Annotated in this window: 19 protein-coding genes and 1 other annotated feature; of the genes, 6 read left to right on the top strand and 13 right to left on the bottom strand. The window is 30.1% G+C overall.

Going from position 1 to position 19,017, the window contains the following annotated elements; all coding sequences use genetic code 11:
* Window positions 1-247: 247 nt before the first annotated feature.
* Both L3B96_RS14535 and L3B96_RS14530 read right to left on the bottom strand, forming a co-directional pair.
* On the bottom strand, window positions 248-1,204 hold the full coding sequence (locus L3B96_RS14535) for an FAD:protein FMN transferase (protein ID WP_238861563.1): 957 nt from the start codon (window positions 1,202-1,204) through the stop codon (window positions 248-250).
* A gap of 266 nt (window positions 1,205-1,470) precedes the next feature.
* Entirely contained in the window at window positions 1,471-2,055 is a 585-nt protein-coding gene (locus tag L3B96_RS14530; RefSeq protein WP_238861561.1) for a TetR family transcriptional regulator, read from the bottom strand.
* A gap of 138 nt (window positions 2,056-2,193) precedes the next feature.
* Here L3B96_RS14530 and L3B96_RS14525 point away from each other — a divergent pair, with 138 nt between their 5' ends.
* Window positions 2,194-2,703, top strand: coding sequence for an HXXEE domain-containing protein (locus tag L3B96_RS14525; protein ID WP_238861559.1), 510 nt, complete (start codon window positions 2,194-2,196; stop codon window positions 2,701-2,703).
* Between the two features lie 86 nt (window positions 2,704-2,789).
* Here the strand turns inward: L3B96_RS14525 and L3B96_RS14520 are convergent, their stop codons facing one another.
* Entirely contained in the window at window positions 2,790-3,143 is a 354-nt protein-coding gene (locus L3B96_RS14520) for a helix-turn-helix domain-containing protein (protein WP_238861557.1), read from the bottom strand.
* A gap of 133 nt (window positions 3,144-3,276) precedes the next feature.
* Here L3B96_RS14520 and L3B96_RS14515 point away from each other — a divergent pair, with 133 nt between their 5' ends.
* The 3 genes from L3B96_RS14515 (at window position 3,277) to L3B96_RS14505 (ending at window position 6,165) form a co-directional block, all read left to right on the top strand.
* Window positions 3,277-4,056: an EFR1 family ferrodoxin gene (locus L3B96_RS14515; RefSeq protein WP_238861556.1), complete on the top strand. Its 780-nt coding sequence runs from the start codon at window positions 3,277-3,279 to the stop codon at window positions 4,054-4,056.
* A 245-nt stretch (window positions 4,057-4,301) separates the two neighbouring features.
* The gene (locus L3B96_RS14510) at window positions 4,302-5,258 is read left to right on the top strand and encodes an AraC family transcriptional regulator (protein ID WP_238861555.1); all 957 of its coding nucleotides are present in this window, start codon (window positions 4,302-4,304) and stop codon (window positions 5,256-5,258) included.
* Between the two features lie 346 nt (window positions 5,259-5,604).
* Window positions 5,605-6,165 (top strand): flavodoxin family protein, encoded by a 561-nt coding sequence (locus L3B96_RS14505; protein ID WP_238861554.1) that lies wholly within the window; start codon window positions 5,605-5,607, stop codon window positions 6,163-6,165.
* Window positions 6,166-6,559: 394 nt separating this feature from the next.
* Here L3B96_RS14505 and L3B96_RS14500 read toward each other — a convergent pair whose 3' ends face one another.
* From L3B96_RS14500 to L3B96_RS14470, 7 genes are all read right to left on the bottom strand, one after another.
* Window positions 6,560-6,946 (bottom strand): hypothetical protein, encoded by a 387-nt coding sequence (locus L3B96_RS14500; protein ID WP_039771692.1) that lies wholly within the window; start codon window positions 6,944-6,946, stop codon window positions 6,560-6,562.
* A 148-nt stretch (window positions 6,947-7,094) separates the two neighbouring features.
* Window positions 7,095-8,183 carry a cell wall-binding protein gene (locus L3B96_RS14495; protein WP_238861552.1) on the bottom strand — a complete coding sequence of 363 codons (1,089 nt, stop codon included), beginning with the start codon at window positions 8,181-8,183 and terminating at the stop codon, window positions 7,095-7,097.
* A gap of 350 nt (window positions 8,184-8,533) precedes the next feature.
* The gene (locus tag L3B96_RS14490) at window positions 8,534-8,779 is read right to left on the bottom strand and encodes an AraC family transcriptional regulator (RefSeq protein ID WP_238861550.1); all 246 of its coding nucleotides are present in this window, start codon (window positions 8,777-8,779) and stop codon (window positions 8,534-8,536) included.
* Window positions 8,780-9,005: 226 nt separating this feature from the next.
* Complete coding sequence (locus L3B96_RS14485) at window positions 9,006-9,779, bottom strand: EFR1 family ferrodoxin (RefSeq protein WP_238861548.1); 774 nt, start codon at window positions 9,777-9,779, stop codon at window positions 9,006-9,008.
* Window positions 9,780-10,472: 693 nt separating this feature from the next.
* The gene (locus tag L3B96_RS14480) at window positions 10,473-10,787 is read right to left on the bottom strand and encodes a hypothetical protein (protein WP_238861546.1); all 315 of its coding nucleotides are present in this window, start codon (window positions 10,785-10,787) and stop codon (window positions 10,473-10,475) included.
* A gap of 234 nt (window positions 10,788-11,021) precedes the next feature.
* Window positions 11,022-11,399, bottom strand: a complete 378-nt coding sequence (locus L3B96_RS14475) for a hypothetical protein (protein ID WP_077831562.1) — start codon at window positions 11,397-11,399, stop codon at window positions 11,022-11,024.
* 421 nt (window positions 11,400-11,820) lie between these two features.
* A complete protein-coding gene (locus tag L3B96_RS14470) occupies window positions 11,821-12,714 on the bottom strand; it encodes a LysR family transcriptional regulator (RefSeq protein WP_171786176.1) in 894 nt (297 codons plus the stop codon).
* 289 nt (window positions 12,715-13,003) lie between these two features.
* Between L3B96_RS14470 and L3B96_RS14465 the strand changes: the two genes are divergently transcribed.
* Entirely contained in the window at window positions 13,004-13,564 is a 561-nt protein-coding gene (locus tag L3B96_RS14465; protein ID WP_238861544.1) for a nitroreductase, read from the top strand.
* A 1,186-nt stretch (window positions 13,565-14,750) separates the two neighbouring features.
* Here L3B96_RS14465 and lysS read toward each other — a convergent pair.
* The 3 genes from lysS to L3B96_RS14450 form a co-directional block, all read right to left on the bottom strand.
* Window positions 14,751-16,277, bottom strand: coding sequence for a lysine--tRNA ligase (gene lysS, locus L3B96_RS14460; protein ID WP_238861543.1), 1,527 nt, complete (start codon window positions 16,275-16,277; stop codon window positions 14,751-14,753).
* 170 nt (window positions 16,278-16,447) lie between these two features.
* Window positions 16,448-16,848, bottom strand: a binding site (T-box leader).
* A 73-nt stretch (window positions 16,849-16,921) separates the two neighbouring features.
* Window positions 16,922-17,461, bottom strand: coding sequence for a dihydrofolate reductase family protein (locus tag L3B96_RS14455; protein WP_238861542.1), 540 nt, complete (start codon window positions 17,459-17,461; stop codon window positions 16,922-16,924).
* Window positions 17,462-17,604: 143 nt separating this feature from the next.
* Window positions 17,605-18,351 carry an EFR1 family ferrodoxin gene (locus L3B96_RS14450; protein WP_238861541.1) on the bottom strand — a complete coding sequence of 249 codons (747 nt, stop codon included), beginning with the start codon at window positions 18,349-18,351 and terminating at the stop codon, window positions 17,605-17,607.
* A gap of 119 nt (window positions 18,352-18,470) precedes the next feature.
* Between L3B96_RS14450 and L3B96_RS14445 the strand changes: the two genes are divergently transcribed.
* On the top strand, window positions 18,471-19,010 hold the full coding sequence (locus L3B96_RS14445; protein WP_238861540.1) for a TetR/AcrR family transcriptional regulator: 540 nt from the start codon (window positions 18,471-18,473) through the stop codon (window positions 19,008-19,010).
* The last annotated feature ends 7 nt before the right edge of the window (window positions 19,011-19,017 follow it).

The following is a 19,017-nucleotide window of genomic DNA, read 5'->3' as shown; positions in this document are numbered from 1 at the left end:
TACAAAACAATACCATAGTTGATAATGATTTTCAATATCTTTTTTCTCGAAAACTTTTTGAGTCTCTTAGCTGACTTTCTAATATAAAAATACAATTATATAAGTTGCATTAAATATTTTTATAAAAGATTATCAGCAGTTAAATTTTAAAATTAACTGCACTCCAAAGTTTTTATTCGAACTTATTTCAATCCCAAATTTCTTTTTAGACACATGAAAAATAATAATATGTCTGAAACTTCTATGATTACACTAATGTAAAACCCTCAGTTTTAAAGAAAGTAAAATCTTCCTTTAAACCTTTTGTAACATGTATTTCTTTATCTTTAGTTATAAATATAGCCTCCATATCTTCTTGGCTATCAATTAACTTAATTCCATCCTCAAGTCCTAATATGAATATAGCAGTAGACAGTGCATCTGCAGCTATAGACTCCTTTGATACTATAGTTGTACTCATTAAAGAAGACTCTGCAGGATAACCTGTTCTAGGATCTAAAATATGGTGATATTTTTTATTATCTTTTTCAAAATATCTTACGTAGTCTCCAGACGTAACAACTGTTCTATTTGCTGCATTCACTGCTCCTAAACATTGCCCTCTTTGAAGCAATGGGTTTTGAATACCAACTCTAAAAGGATCTCCATTTGGCTTGTTACCAAGAACTGCTACGTTGCCTCCAAGATTTACAAAAGCCGATTCTACTCCATATTGTTTATATATTTCAATTGCTCTGTCAGCAGCATAACCTTTTGCAATAGCCCCCAAATCCACGCATTGCCCTGATTTTTCAAGTTTTGATGTCTTCAACTCATTATTTATACTTAGGTAATTATGCCCAGTAAGTTTTAAAGCTTCATTAATTTCTTCTTGTAAAGGAATTTTTTCACTACTAGTAAAGATTCCCCATAGTCTAGCAAGTGGAGCTATAGTAATATCAAAGCTCCCTTTACAAATCTCTGAATAATGTTTCGCTTTATTTAATACAAATAAAACTTCATCACTAAGCTTAACTTCATATTGACCAGCAGCTCTATTTAACTTGCTCACTTCGCTAGATTCTAAAAAGAAACTCATAAGTCTCTCTAATCTTTTCATTTCATCCTCAACTTCAATTGCTGCTATTTTTGCATTTTCTCCGTAAACCTTCTGACTTATTATTGTTCCCATGCAAAAGCTTTCCATTTCATAAAATCTATCCATAAAAATCTCCTTTTGTAACTTTATAATACTTCACATTAATCGATATTCTGTATCAATTGATAAATCGTATCAACCGTTCCTTATTATATATTGTTTTGCTATTTATCACAATAATTTATTAAAAATTTTAATATAGGTATGATATAACTAGACAGTTAGAAGTGCTTGTGACTAAAAAAAGTAGCCCCTACTCACATTTAGTTGCTACCTCTTTTATTTAACTTATTTATTTTTATAAATTATCTGTTTTTTCTAGATAACACTATTCATTTACATGGATAATCAAACACTTCTGCTAGTTTTAAAACAAGCTGAGTATGACTAGTCAATTCTTCATACCCGTCGTTTTGCAGACACCACTTAATTGCAGTCATAACAAGTGCTACATATAAATATGATACATAATCTAAAATTTCAGGTGACTTTTTATTTTTTGTTTCATACTGGTCATAAAAACTTCTCTTTAGAAAATCAGACATATCATCATACAGATGAATCGTATCTTTATGAATGGTAAAAAGAGCTAAAATTTCTTCTCGTTTAACAGATAATATCTGATATAAAGGTTTTATAACCATAATTGCATCTTCTACATTATCACAGTCAAATCGATCTTTTACACCAGTTTTTAGCAAGTCAAATATTTCATTGCAAAGAGTTTCAGCTAGTTTGTATTTATCTGTATAATGCTTGTAAAATGTAGAGCGATTAATCAAAGCCTTGTCCAATATATCTTGTACTGTTATTTTGTAAAAGTCTTTTTGCCCAAGTAGATAAATAAAAGATTCTTCTATGTTTCTTTTTGTTTTTATAACACGCAAATCATTTTCATTCATATGCAGTTCCTCCATACCATTATTTTAAAGAAGTTTATATAGATAAACAACACTTTGTATAATTTTTGTATTTTAAGTGCATAAACACTTAGATATTGATGTTTGAAGCATTAAAGTAAATGAGTAGAATAAATAACAAAAGGGGAATGAAAAATGAATGAATTAAGATGGTTCGTATGGTTGTTTCCATTATTATTTATTGTTCACGATATGGAAGAAATTATTATGGCAAAACACTGGTGCAAAAAAAAATTAAAACAATATGTCCGCCTTCCTATAACACCCTTTGGAGGTACAAAAAGTACAGCTGGATGTGCAATTGGTGTATATGAAGAATTGATTTTATGGATTATAGCTACTATGATTGGCAACATTAGTGGATTTTATGGTTTGTGGTACGGTTTACTTGTAGCAAATATCGTTCATCTGATCTTATTTCATATTATATTATTACCATTATCCTACCGTCATTATGTCCCTGGTGAAATAACAGCATGGCTAACAGTTATTCCATGTTGCTATATTTTAAAACTTGCCCAGAATATCTTGAGATACTCTGCCATTGAAATTTCTATCTGGGTAACAATAGGAATTATATTCGCTTTCATAAATATGAAAATATTGCATAAAAACATCGATAAGTTGTCTAAATTGGTGGAATGATCATACTTTAACGGTATGCATTCCCGTTTACAATAATATGTACCCAATTTGACAATCTTTAATTAAACGTTGTTATAAATATATGCTTACTGATGCTTATTATTCCATAGCATCATTTCAACAAAAATAAGGTATAAATCTTTTCCTGCCTGAGATAGTGAGTATTCAACATGTGGTGGAACTTCGTTAAATTGGGTTCTATCAACTAAGCCCTTGTTTTCTAGATCACGAAGTGTAGATGTGAGCATTGTATTAGTTATTTCTCCTATTTGTTTTTTTAAATCACCAAAACGAATAGAATCACATTTCATTAACTCAAATAGCACTCGAATATTCCATTTTCCTTGGAAAATCTCTAATGTTTTATATGTCCCACAACTTTTATCAATTCTTACATCTTTTATTTGTTCTTGATACTCCTTAAATGTTATGTCTATCATTTATTTTATTCTCCTTTGGTTTTAAAAGTCAGTACGCTTAAATATACTTAGTCTGTATATTCTGCGTACTTGTGCTATATATATGATCTAAGTATAATAAACGTACTAAAGAAAATCAAGGAGTGATACAACTATGAGTACAACAATTTATTATTTTTCCGCTACAGGAAATAGTTTAAAAGTAACAAAGGATTTAAGTGAACAATTAACTGATACTAAGATAATACAAATCTCTAAAAAAAGCATTCCAACATCAAAAGACACTCAATCAGATAAAATAGGTTTTGTATTTCCAGTATATAATTTTGGACTACCTGTGATTGTAAAAAATTTTATAGAAACCTTGCCGATTGGTAAACATACCTATGTTTTTGCTATAGCAACTTGTGGAGGAATGGTAGGTGCTGCTCTTAATCAAATAAAAAAAATACTAAGCAAAAAAGACATTAATTTAGCTTCATCTTTTTGTGTATTTATGCCTGGCAGTGATCAGCTGATGTTTCCTACCGTTTCTGAAGAAGAGCAAAATAAACTTTTCAACGATGAAGAAAAACAGATAAGTACAATAGCTCTTGCTATAAAAAGCAAGCAACATATTAAATATAAGTCTAATGCTATTATGAGTTCTGTTTACAACTTACTATACACTGCTACCTTTAGGCCAAAAGGTATGGGAAAGAATTTCTGGACTGATGAAAAATGTATAGGATGCGGTTTATGTTCTCAGGTCTGCCCCGCAAATAATATAGTTATGCACGATGGAAAACCAAAATGGGAGCATCAATGTGAATCATGTCTTGCTTGTATGCAATGGTGCCCGCAAAAATCTATACAATATAAAAAAACTACTGTTAAGAGAGGTCGCTATCACAATCCTCAAATAAATGTAAGAGAACTCATTCCCAATCGTTAAATTAAGCACAAATCAATATTTTACTAAATGTAAACTGAAAGCATACGTTTTAGCTGACACGTATACTTTCAGTATAAATGAATCTGACTAATTCCTTCGATACTTTTCATTTCGAAGATATCTCACATATTCTATATAAATTTCAATGATAAACTGCTATTATATTTAAATAGATAACTAAATATTTATAATCTAAATTAGAAATATGATAATGAAATTTATATAATAAGGAGCGTTTTCAAATCATGAATGTATATCGTGAGTATGTAATTCCAGAATCGGATGGCATTGAAAGATTACTCAAAACAAAAATGACTCGATTAGCACACCTGCTATATACCTTTGCTCCACAGGATGGTGTTTTAGATCTGCCAATCTCTGGTCTGTCTATCGTTCGCTATTCAGGAACAGAGATAGATTGTCCAAAGACTTTCTATTTACCTTCTTTAAGTATTGTTGCCCAAGGAGCAAGGTCTATCTCAATAGGTCACGAGACATACAAGCTTGATAAATCACAAATGTTAATGAATCCAATCACCCTGCCAATTTCTCTGCAAACTATGAAGGCAACTAAATCCGAGCCTCTCCTTATTATAAGGCTAGATCTTAATCCCGAGCGGATTGCTGAGATTGTTCCGAAAGTATATTCTCATGGTCTGCCTGAAATAAAACAGTGGCGTGCTGGACATGTTATGAATGCAGATATAAACATTATTGATGCAATGATAAGGCTTTTAGAGTGCTTGCAAAAACCAGGGGATGTGGAATTCATTGCTCCACTAATTATGGACGAAATTCTAATTCGCCTACTTCGCAGTTCTGCTGGAGTTCATGTTGCGGCCATGGGATTTGCAGACTCAGGAGTACATCAAGTGTCAGATGCAATAGCTTGGCTTCGTAAAAATTTTCCTCAGTCAGTTAAAGTTTCAGACTTAGCCAAACTGACACATATGAGTGAATCCTCTTTCTATAATCATTTTAAAGCGGTCACTTTGATGTCCCCTATACAATATCAAAAAGCTCTGCGTCTACATGAAGCGAGGAATCTAATGCTGTCCCAACACATGGATGCGACCACTGCCAGCGGAATGGTAGGTTATGTTAGTAATTCTCAATTTAGCCGAGATTACAGCGCTTTTTATGGAGCTCCCCCTAGAAAAGATATAGGAAGACTATATAGACGAACGCCCAAAATATATTAATCTAAAATATAGCTTTGAGTTTATAGTGATTGATATGATTTTTGATCCACCAAAAAGAGACTCCAATCACTGATTTACCATGCCTGCTGCCTTATGAGCTTGCAGACTTTCCTTATATTAATGAAGAATATTCTGCCGGTTTAACACCCTCAGTTTTCTAATGTGGCTGAGAAAAAATAAATATCTGGAGAATAAGGCAAAAAGATAATTGAAAAAGGCAAATATTCTTGTTATGTAACATTTATAATTAATTTAGTCTTTGAACCGGTACTAGCCTATCATCTTGGAATGTTATGCTGGTTCGAATACTCTTTTAATTTTGAATTGATATTAGGAGGTAATAAAAATGAAAGTTATAGCTTTTGTAGGCAGTGCAAGAAAGGACGGAAATACTTCAAAAATAGTTGATGCCATTTGTTCGGGCATTAAGAAAAATGGACATGAAGTTGAAACTTATAATTTAGCAGAACTTGATAATAAAGGCTGCAGGGCTTGTGGTTTATGTCAAGCAAATAAGGTAGAATATTGTTCTATTAAAGACAAGATGACTGAACTTTTACCTAAGATAGCTGATGCTGATTGCATTATAGTTGGAACACCAGTCTATATGGTGCACGTGAGCGGTTATACAAAAAATTTCCTAGATAGACTATTTACGTTTTTTGTGGAATCCAATCATACCACAAGACTTTTACCAGGGAAAAAGTATATAACTGTTACATGTAGCGGTGCACCTGCTGAAGCGTTTAAAAATGTTACAGAATATCTTAATCAAATTTTTGGCGGCTATAGTCAAATGGTGAATGCAGGTAATATCATCGCAGGAAACTTGCACAGTAAGGATGATATCCTTAGTCAACAAGAAATGTTAAATCAAGCTGAGGAAATAGGGCAAAAACTAAACTGATTGTTGTAAAGTAGAAGAAAATCACTATACCATCCAGGTACGGTAAAACTTCTAGCCACGTTTAAAACAGGCAGCACCTTATTCTTGCAGGAAATGTTTGTTTCTCCCGAAGCATCGCGGAGAAGCAAACAACTTTCCCATAAACATTTTTCAAAAGATTAATGAGTCCGATAATAGCTCATTAAATTTATATATATATGTTGCAATTCACAATGCACATTTCAAAATTACGGCTAAAATTCTTTCAATATTTTTAGAATTATGATGAAGAATTATTTTTGCAATATATATGCAATAAATACATTAGGGATTATATTTTAGCAGTTTCTCATGACAATTATCTTTAATGCAATCAGGGGTATGTTTAGCAATCGAAACAGAAAAGTGCATATCCTTATTTTTTTCTTCTTTCTAAAAATGTAACATCTACAAAAGCTAAACCAAAAGATAAACCCACTGCATGAGAAGCAGCATTAAGTAGGTCCACATTAGGACTTTTAAAGATGTAATCGAAAACGCAATTAAGTGCAAAAAATGTTGCAAACATAATGACAAATTTAATTAATACTTTTCTAAGATGATCCCATTTCAGTTTTCTTGCATTAAATAAAGTAATTATAGGCACATACAATAACATAAATAGAGCAAACACAGCATAGCCAATCACAAATTTTGAAGCCATACCATTATCTATGTTGCTATAAACAATAATACATGTAATTATTGTACATATAAAAAATATTGAATAAATAACTTTGTTAAAGAGTAATGTTTTACTCATATAATACCCCCAACTCTATATTAAGACCATTAATTTACTATAACGAGTAAGTTATAGAATATTTCTGTAAAATCCACTTTTAATTTCTGCTTTAAAAATTATTATATAGTGTTACAAGCTTATTATTTACTAGAGAATTCTACAATTTCTATTGAAGCTCTGGTTCATCTCCTACTATTTTATAGCTACGTTCTTCAACAACTGTTCCATCTGATTTCGTTTCTTTAAAAGTGATTAAATCATATCCATCAGTGCTTTTACTTTGAGATGTTTCATAAATTAGTCTTACGCCATTTTCCACACGCTCTTTTGTTCCTATCCAATAAGGACAGTCATTTAGAAATGAGTCATGTTTCCCCAAGTATACAAATAGTTTATTTTCTGCTGCAACATTAATATTAGGACGTTTCTTTTCAACATATTTTGAGCTCACCTCAGCAGTTCTACCAATTTGTTTTAGGTATTCTTTAGCCTCATTCTCTTTTGATTCTGCAAGCTGCGAATAGCTTTCCTGACCTTTTAAAACCTTGTCCCATAACTTCTCTGGAAACATCTGTTTTATAGAATTTTCACATTCTTCTCCATCTTCAGGTTCTTTATATTCGATTAATGAATAACCACCATTTGAATTTTTAGAGAATGTCATTACCGTAGGAATAGCTCCACTTCCACTGATTTCTGTGAAAATCCCATTTTCAAAGCCAAAATAACCAAAACTTGAAATAGTGTAAACTTTCACGATATTATCTTTTTCTTCAACATCTAAAACTATGTGCCCTTCTGTAGCCGCTTCTCCACTTAGATAATTTGTCCCTCTACTTTTTATGGCTTTGCTTACAGCTTGGTCAATATTTTCAGTAGTGTTGTTATTGTTAACATCTGTTGAATTTACAATATTGCTTGATGAATTGTTTTCTTTTATTTGAATCCATGCTCCATCAGCATTCACTTCATAACCGCCAACACTAGTATTTTTAGCCATTTCTCCGCTATCATATAAATAATACCAATCGTTTTTATCTTTTATCCATCCTGTTTTCATATATCCGTTGCTATCAAAATAGTACCAGTTATTATTAATAAACTTCCAGCCACTTGACCATGAGCTTCCTTCTGTATACCACCATCCGTTATTATCTTTTTTCCATTCAGCATCTGCCCCCATTGGAAACATTGCTAAAACTCCAACTAATATCAATCCCTTGACAATTAATTTTTCTATACTTTTTCTACTCATTTTTTTACCCAATCCCCCTTAAGATTAGCAAATTAAAATTTACAATTGTAACACTTATACTTTCATTCTTCATTAAAATAATATAACAATACAAACTGAAATTTGCCTTTCTCTTAGTATCATATAACATATTAAATACATATACCATGTTTCCCCAGAATTTTTTATCATTTTGCTCTATGAACTTAATAGTAGATTATGAGTAAAAAATAATACTGACAAGAAAAATCATGCCAGTATTATTTTTATTCATAATTTTTTAATTATTTAATCTTGACGTATTATTTCTTACTTTTTCCTTTATATACCATTTTTTAATATATCAGTTCCAGAATCTTTTCTCAAATCTCTTATATCTCTAAGTGGTGACTTTCCAAAAAGCCGCTTATATTCTCTCTAGAAAATTGAGATGAGCTTTCATAACCAACTACCATTGCTGCACTCGTTATATCCAAAGATTCTCTTAACATAAAACGTCTTGCCTCACGAAGACGAAGCTCTTTCTGATATTGTAATGGTCCCATGGTAGTCACTTCTTTGAACTTATGATGAAGACTTGAAACACTCATATTATTTGATTTTCCTAACTTTTCCATGGCAAAGGCACTAGTATAATTTTTTTTAATCCATTCTATTGCTTTACCTATTCCATCAGCCTGCTTTTCCTACAAATGCTCCTAAATAAAGTTTCTTATTATTTATATTAAAAGGCGTATCCTTGAAGATGAATCAATTGTTTCTATTGGTGATCCAGCCAAAATGGTCAAAGCCATGATTGACAGTGCAAACCAGCAAGAGGCTCCAAATTTAATTTTTACTTTTCTATTTATTGCCGTCTATTAATTCTTTCAAACTAATACTAGGATTAGTATAACGTCCCCTGCTTTGTGTCTTATTCTTATAGTTAATAGCCTGCTTTGGGCACCATTGAACGCACGCCATACATTGTTCGCAATTATGCTTAAAACTCGGCTTTTTGTTTTTCATTACTATGTTGGAAACAGGACAAACTGCCTCACATGTTCTACAGCCTGTGCAAGCATCGGAAACATTAAAACCTTTGTCTTTTCTAGCATATATTAATTTTTGACCAATAGCAGTCGATATATTAAGGGGCTCGTTCACCTTACACACTGGCTGCTGTGTTTTAGCTACTATCTTTTGTACTAATTCAGGTATATTATCAGTAGCAATTTGATATTTCTCTGGATTTCTCTCGTTCATTTTATACATCGCGACATAATTTTCAACCATAATAATTTTCTCTGCAAAATTAAGTGTCACACCTTTTTTTGCTAAAATTTTAGCAGGGACAGTTAATGCAACACCACTTATATTGCCGCATCCAGTCACAGCAAAAAAATATGCATTTTTACTTTTTTCAAACGACATTTCACTTATAAATTGTGTTACTTTTCGTGGCAAATTCAAGGCATATGTGGGATACACAAAACCTATATAATCGTACACTTCATTGCTGTCATGTTTCCCTTTACCCATGGATATCAACTTACAATCAGGCAATGCCTCAGCTATTTTTTTAGCTACCTGTAAGTTGTTTCCTGTTCCTGTAAAATAATAAATGACACTTTTCAATTTCAATTACCTCCTTATTTGTTATAATCAATATCATCCATATAATTATTTTGTATAGTTATTATCTTGAATCACTATTATTAGCTATTCCTTGAAGGAGCTTTCATATTAGCCTCACTTAATTTATCCATTGTCATATCATATTTTTTATTTATCTTAGATATAAACCTTTTAATGGTTGCTTCATTTTAAACAAAAAATCATGTCCAATCACCCAAACTATGTCCAATAGAGTTATGGTTAATCGTAATTGATTACGCAAACTCTGTTAAAGTCCTGATCAAGCATTACAAGTTACATTAATATATTTATGTAACTTATGATGTCAATATACCACATTCCACTATAAATTACAATATACTAAATATGTAACTTGTTATAAATTTTATACTAAGAATGTTTTTCTTTTTTAAGTTTGACCATGCTTTTATAAAGTATAGTCAAAGTATTGGACTCCAAATAAATAAAGTCCTCAACAATTCTTTCCAGAAAGTCAAGGACTAAAAATTTTAACTCATCATATTTGGGTTTTGGATTCATTTATCTTGTACTATAATCTCTTTAATACTATTTATCCCGTATTTTATACTTTTTCTATTGGACTCAACATCGTAAAAGCACCTGCATTTACTGTCCAATCACTATCATTAATATCTCCAATACTTCCTTCGTTGCACTCTTTTTCAAAACTGATTAACTATAGCTATGAAACCCAAATCCATCTTCTGGTTCCCCTATTTCAAAACCTAATGTTGCTGAACCATTCATCTTAAATAGTTCAAGCCATTTATCCCATTCTTCTTGTTGCATTTCAGCATAGAATTGCAGCCCACTAGGTTCAACTGAAGCAGTAATTATTCTTTTACCATTATCTTGTGCATACCAATGAGGAATTCCATCAATAAAACCACTCCATCCTGGCATTTCAGAATATAATTCAGCTAATTTATCCCATATATAATCTGGTGATGAGTAATGAATATTCAAATTATCATTGTGTATTTCCATAAGAAATTCTCCTTCATTTTTTTATGCTGCAACTTGCCTACTCAATACTAAAATAATCCCTGTTATATAAATAATGTAAAGTTTTCTTTGTAATAAATAAAATAACCTAACATTCATTAAACTTTAACGTTCAGTATTCTGAATTAAAAACACCTCAAGTTTATTTAAGATAATATATACGACCACTTCTATACAACTTATCAACTTGATATATAACTTCTATACATATATAGTTTAAGTAATTACTAGATTTAATATAAAAATTATAAGAGCTAAAAATTGAATCAAAAATGATATTATGCTTTTACCCTTAATTCTTAATATTGAAGAAAGAGAAATACTTACTACAGAAAGTACTGGCATTATAAGTAAGATATAATCTCGTGCATTAAATGTGTGAGAGTTTGGCAGCTCGGACATTGCCGATAATACACATAAAAAGAGACTTACTATTGATAATACAATATATACACTTATTAAAGCCAGGTTAAACATTCCACCTATTTGATCAATGGCCTTATCTGACCAGTATCCTCTATTCTTCTTTTTAATAATAACAACAGCAACTACTGGGATTATCATGAATATTAGGTATAAAAAAAGTCCTATCATTTTTTTATTTTAATTCCTTTCTTATTAGAAATCAGATTAGTTAGCTCAACCCTGTTAATATATTTCTACTTAATTTATCTGTTTCCCTTGTTATTTTACTAATAAAATAACAGTACTTAGTAAATTATAGTAACAACAGATATTTGATAAATGTAATTTAATATCTATAGATTATAAAACTCAAATCCATCTCCTGGTTCCCCTACTTCAAAACCTAATGTTGCTGAAGCCTTCGTCTTAAATAGTTTAAACCATTCATCCCATTCTTCTTGTTGCATTTCAGCATAGAATTGCAAACCACTAGGTTCAACTAAATCATTAATTATTCTTTTGTCATTATCTTGTGCATACCAATACGGTGGATTTTTTCATCAATCTGCATAAACAATTACTCAAAAACTATACTTTAATGCAAATCTTATTAAATATCGATTTTTGAGGAGGCCTCAATAACAAAATCTTTAAATATTTTGGCTGAAGGAGTCATATATCCATTCTTCAACCATCCCATATGCACAGTTCTATAGCAGTTGGGTTCTTTTATTTTTAATACTGATACTTCTTCTGTTATTAAATTTGGGGTGTTAGGAACTATAGAAATACCAAGACCTGCACTAACAAAACCTGTTACCACCATACTGCTTTCATTATATTCTATAGATGTTTTTGGAACAAAACCAATGCTTTCGAAAATAGAACACATTTTTCCTTTGATTCCTTCTGAAAAAAACACAAACGATTCTTCTTTTAGACCTTTTAGAAATACTTCTGTTTTATCAGCAAGATGATGATTTTTAGGGACTATGAGAACAAGCTCTTCATTTTTTATAGGAACTGACTCTATTTCTTCATACCTTTTAATATCTTCAAATTCATCATAAAAGCCAAAATCAAACTTACCATCCTTAAGGCCTTTTAAAATATTAAAAGTTGATTGAATCCCAAATTCAAATTTTGTATTTGGACTCTCCTTCAAAAACTCACTTATAATCGAAGGAATAAAATGTGTTCCAATAGTGTAAAGTGAAGATATGGAAACTGTACCTGCCATAGGATTAATTATATCCTGTAATTCCTGAATTCCTTTACTAATCTCATTTATTGCAGCGTTAGCATGTATTAAAAACATACTGCCAAAACGAGTTAATTTTATATTGCGACCGTTTTTTTCAAATAATGGTACATTCAACTCTTCTTCTAATTTTGAAATAGCTTTACTCAAGGCTGGCTGTGTTACAGAAAGTAAATTAGCTGCCGATGTAAAATTCTGTGTTTCTGCTACTGTTTTAAAATATTCTAATTGCTGCCAGTTCATAAATGCACTCCTTAATTTATAATATTTTAAGTTATAAAACATTAATAACAACCTATAACTTTTAGTTATTGATTTAATGAAAAATATTAATTAGACATATGATATACATATTGATATTATTATATTACTCTATAAATTACATTTAAATTTTGATAGGTTAATTATAAATTCAATTTATGTATTAGTCAAAGGTAATGATGTCTTTTATTAAGCAAAAATCTTACATATTTTATTATCATCTAGTAAATACGTAAATTAAAATGTCTTTTAAATTGAAAGGAGAAAAACTATGAATGAAGTAATACAAAATATCTTAACAAGAAGAAGTATAAGAACTTATAAAGAAGATCAAATTTCTGATGCAGACTTAAATACTGTTTTAGAGGCTGCCCAATTTGCTCCAACAGCTATGAGCAAACAAGGCTGGCATTTCACAGCAGTTCAAAATAAAGAAAAGATTGAAAAGCTAATTTCTGCAATAAAAGAGGCTATGTTAAAGTCGTCTATAGAACAATATAGAAAAATGGGTGAAAATCCTAATTTCAATCCATTTTATAATGCGCCTACAATAGTCATTACGGCTTATGATAAAACTTTACCTACAAAGGAATCTGATTGTGCTGCTGCACTTCAAAACATGCTTTTAGCTGCTCATTCACTTAATATTGGATCTTGCTGGATTCATATATTAGCTATTACTGTAGAAGATCCTAAAGTTAAAAGCGTACTTACAGAACTAGGTGTTCCTGAAGATTATGCAGTGTTTGGTACTGCTGTTTTGGGCTATAACAGTAAAGAAGAACCTAAAGCATCACCTAGAAAAGAAGGAACTTTTAATATAGTAAAATAAAACTCTAATCTGGTTTCCTTGATAGCATCCTGCTATGGTAATGTAAACTCCCAACTAAATGTAGAAACCAGAATCAATAGATACTCTTCCGCCAGAAATGGCGGTTTCTTTTTTGTACTCTCAATTCATGCAAAGTCATTTTTGAAAATAAAAATAGATGAGCCCACTAACTACGGACAATATCTCCAAATAACTACGAATATCTTAATGGGTTGATACAATAATTTACTTTTTCATAATATCAATGCTAATTAAATTCACAAACTGTTTCCACTATCTTAAGCCCTATGCCCATAAAATGTAATGCAGCCATAGGACTCTACCTACATTCATTGGAAAAATAACGATTGCTACCACTCCAACGATATAATAAATATTACAGGTCCATCTTTTTTTACAAAAGTCTTTTCTCTTTTTAATTCAATTTTTATTTCATGCCTAATCATTTAAAAATGCGCTCCCTAATTTTATTACTCGATTAAAATTTTTCTCTACTAATATTTAAGGCGTATTTTCCTATCTTAAATCATATAAAAATCGATTTTTTTAAAGCCAACAACCTTCAAATCCGCATTATTCCAGCATATTCTTCAGAATATTAGAATATCAGAATATATATTCTAGTATTCTGAAGAATAAATATGGTGGAGAATATATATTCTTTACCATATAAGAATATTAACTAAATGTTTTTGAGCTTGTTTTAAATATCTCTCTAAATTTTACAAAGCCTTATTAAAATTCTTGCGCCCTATTGCTTAGTACATTCATAAAAATAAAAAAAGGGAATACCTAAAGCTCTTATTTCTCTAAGTATTCCAGTTAATTATTTAAGTCCATTATTATAATATATACTTGTTTTTATTCTTGTTTCTCTATAAAACAAACTAATTATAAGCTAAAGCCATACTATAAAATATCTCTAAACTAGAAATAAGGATTATGCTTTTGTAACCACAAGGGTCATAATATGAAATGTTTCATTAGGAATTTGATGGTTTTGATTATTAGAGTAAAAGTTGTTCCAAGTATGCTAGTTCAAAGCTCGCCTTTGAGGCTAGCGTCTTGGATGCAACTTGTACTCTTAGAATCATACATCATAATTCCTTAGAAACTGGAACAACAACATAATTCTTATTTCGGCGAGCTATACTCATAAGTTTGAATATCTGTAGTATTTCTATTTTTATCTTTTAACTAAAGGAAATGCAATAACATCCTTTATTGTATTTGATCCAGTTAGAAACATTATCATTCTATCAATACCGATGCCTAGGCCTCCAGTTGGTGGCATTGCTGTATCAATAGCTATAGCAAATTCTTCATCCATTGGGCTTGCTGTTTCTAGTCCGCCTCTTAATTTTTCAGCTTGATCATGTAATAATATACGCTGCCTTAATGGATCATTTAATTCTGAATAAGCATTTCCAAGCTCTACTCCATAGGCATATGGTTCAAATCTTTCAATTAAATCTGGATTTTCCCTATGAACTTTACAAAGTGGTGATGATTCTTTTGGAAAGTCTATAACAAAAGTAGGTTGTATTAATTTCTTCTCGCTATATGCTTCAAAAAGATTTGTTATTAATTCTCCTTTAGAAACTTCATTTATATTTAAACCTTCATTTTGTTCTTCAAGCAAAAGAGAATTCTCTTTAATTTTACTTATAATTTCTTCTTTAGTGAAATTCTCCACATCAATTCCTGTATCTTGTTTTACAAGATTACACATAGTTTCTCTCTTCCATGGAGCTTTAAAATCAATTTCTTCTTCACCATATTTTATTTTAGTAGAGCCATTAACAGACATAAACACATATTCATATATTCCTTCCATAATTCTCATCATATCTTCATAATCCGCATAGGACATATAACATTCCATTAGAGTAAATTCTGGATAATGTGTTCTATCAATTCCTTCATTTCTAAAAGATCTTGCAAATGTATAAACTCTTTCTATTCCTCCAACAATAAGTCTTTTTAAATATAATTCTGGAGAAACATTCATATATACTTCTGAGTCTAAATCATTAACAAAAGTTTTGAATGGTTTTGCTTCTCCTCCACCATATTTAGTATCAAGTACAGGAGTATCACATTCAATAAAATTCATATTATTTAAATACTCTCTAATTGCAGTAATTGCTTTAGAACGTTTTATAAATCTTTCCTTAACGTCTGAATTCATTATCATATCTAAAGATCTATGTCTTTGTCTTAAATCTGAATCTTGAATCCCATGATATTTTTCAGGAAGGGTCCTTATTGATTTAGATAACAATTCAAATTTGTTTGCTCTAATAGTTATTTCTCCAGTCTGAGTCTTAAATACAGTTCCCTCTACCCCAACAATATCGCCGACATCGATTAATTTTAAAACATTGTAATTTTCACTTCCAATTAACTTTTTACTAAAAAATATCTGTATATTTCCTCTTTCATCTACTATATTAGCAAAAGTTGCATTTCCCATTCTTCTAAGAAACATTATTCTTCCTGCTAAAGAAAACACTTTACTTTCATCAATAGCATCAAAATTATCACATATCTCTTTTGTATAAGTTTTTTTGTTAAAATCGTAATTATAAGGATATGGATTTATTCCTAACTCACTAAGTTTATTTAACTTTTTTATTCTCTCCACTATAAATTCATTTGCATTTGTCATTATATTTTCTAATTCATTTAGATTTTCATATTGCTCATACATTTTTGTTACCACCTTTACTTATTTATTGATTAATTCAGGCATATAAAAGAAAATAACACTTTCAATTTTGCCTTAAGTTTTTTATCAGGCAAGAAAGCGGATTTACTTGTTATTCTTCTGATATTTCCTTAATACAAATAAAAAAAACCTTCACCTCCAAGATTTCTAATCTTGAGGACGAAAGTTATAAATTCGTGGTACCACCTCAGTTTATGTATGCGTTGCCGTATACACCTCTTCAAGTACATCAAAAATGAGATACTCTATACCTATAACGGGGTATTCCGTCACATCCTACCTCTATTAAGTGAAACTTGATTCATGCTGGGCTTTCATCCCCATCTGAATTCTAGTTTAACTTATCCCCTCAATGGGTACTCTGTCCAAGAGCGTGTAGCCGTTATCTTCCACTTATATGTGAGAGAGTATCACGGATTACTAGCTATCGGATAAAATAGACTCAGTGTGCAGCTCCAAGACCTTCTTCAATAAAAATCCATTGCTCAATCCCACCATCTAGAGCTCTCTGAAAATGAATTATTTTATTTACTCTTCTTTTCATTGCTTTTAATACATTCTACAATAAAAACCTGTTTTTGTAAATATAACATCAAAAAACTCTCTTCATAGTTTTTTATCTTCAATTAACAATCTTCTGTTTTTCTTTTTGTATATTTTAATATAGTAATACCGTTCTCCACAAAAACCCCATCTAGATGAAGCTTTATTATTGGATTATTTTCTAAAAATAAAGGTCTTCCTTTTCCTAATACAATTGGAATTATTCCAACTATAAATTCATCAATAATATCTGCTTTGATAAAATTGTCTACAAGACCTCCACCTCCAAATAGGAATATATCCTTACCGTCCTTCTCTTTTTCTTCTTGAATTATCTTAATAATATCTCCATTAATAAAATGAAGATTATCTTGATTTTGAAGTTTTTGAGATGTTGCTACATATACTTTTTTATTTTTATAATCATTGTGCATATCTTGGTCATAGCAATTTTTACCCATAACTACTATATCTATACCTTCTAGAAATTTGTCAAAATCAAATTTATTTTCAGTATTTAATGTATTATCTCCATGTCCAACTATCCAATCATATCCACCATCTTCTGAAGCTATATATCCATCAAGACTTATTGCCAGATTTAAAATTATCTTTCTTTTCACATTAAAGCCTCCCTAATTGTCTAAGACATTTTGATTTTCACCTGTTTTATTGTTATTATTGTTTGATATACAATTAATTATAAGTCATAATAATTGTCATGACATATAATATATAAAAAAAGAAAATAATGGAAGAAGACAGATTAATTGTTTGCATTTATTATTTCCTTCAATGTAACATTTTGATTAATAAATCTAGTCTTACTTTTTTCCTTTTTAACTCTTATTGCATTATGTGGACAATTATTAGTACATGCCAAACATCTCTGACAATTATTCATAAATAAGGGTTTCTTATCTACTTTTATATTATTTACAGGGCACACTTTTTCACAAGTTTTGCAGCCAGTACAAGTATTTTCTACAGTAAAATTCTTTTCAAATTTATCATCATAAAATAATTTTTCACTTAGTATTCTAAGACCACTAGAAATAAAAGAATGTTTTTTAATATATTTCTTTTCTTCATTAATATCTTTAATTATTTTTTCTAAGTTCTCTTCTATCTTTTTCTTAGGTTCTTTTTCTAGCTCCTTATTTATATCAAATCCTGGAAGGTAGTTATCAATCATAACTATCTCATTAATATAAGAAAATTCAATTCTATTTCTATTACCAATTTCTAAAAGGTGTCTTGTTGCTGCACCAGCATACATTCCATAAGTTGCTATTCCAAAAATATATTTACTCTTAAATTTTACTTTATTTAAAAATTCTTCAACTATTTTAGGAACTCCGCTATTATAAATTGGAAATACAATCCCAATTTTTTCATCTTCAAAATCATATTTACCTTCTTTTATTAATTTAGGAATTGAATAATAATCGCTTCCAAGGCTTTTTGCTATATATAGACTATTTCCTGTTGCTGTGAAATATAAAATTTTCATAATATCCTCCTCAAATTTCACCGTTACAATTGTAACGCTTATTTGAGTATAGTATAATTGGGGCAAAAGAATATTTCAATAGAAGGTAGAGCAAACGTTACAAAAGAAAGGATATTGTTATGGTAAATAAAGCCGCTAATATACAAAATATAATAACAAAAGAAAGTATTTTCACTGCACTTATGATTTTAATGGAAAAAAAGAATTTTAAAGAAATCTCTATTACAGAAATAACAAAAAAAGCTGGAGTTTCTCGAATGGCTTTTTATAGAAATTATAATATAAAGGAAGATATTATTACCACATACATTGATGAACTCTTAAAAGAATATTCTAAGGAAGTAATGCAGAAAGAAAAACTAGACAATTATGAGAATTTGCGCTTATACTTTTCCTATTTTAGAAAACATGAGAAGTTAATTTCTAATTTAATTAATTCCAATTTAATTAACATACTTCTTGAAAAATGTATTGAATCTTTTTATGAACTATCCCAAAGGATTCTCTGCAAAGATTCACTTCTTCCAGATCAGCATAAATTTGGGATTGATTATATGGCCGGTGGATTATATAATGTATTAATCGAATGGTCTAAAGGTGGGATGAGGCAAAGTGATGACTATATGGCAAAGACAATTTCTGAATTTATAAATAAGTAATATAGAT

The organism is Clostridium sp. YIM B02569, from assembly GCF_022320765.1.
Taxonomy (GTDB): Bacteria; Bacillota; Clostridia; order Clostridiales; family Clostridiaceae; genus Clostridium; species Clostridium beijerinckii.
Note: the sequence above shows the minus strand (reverse complement) of the source record. Positions and strands in the feature narration are given on the sequence as shown.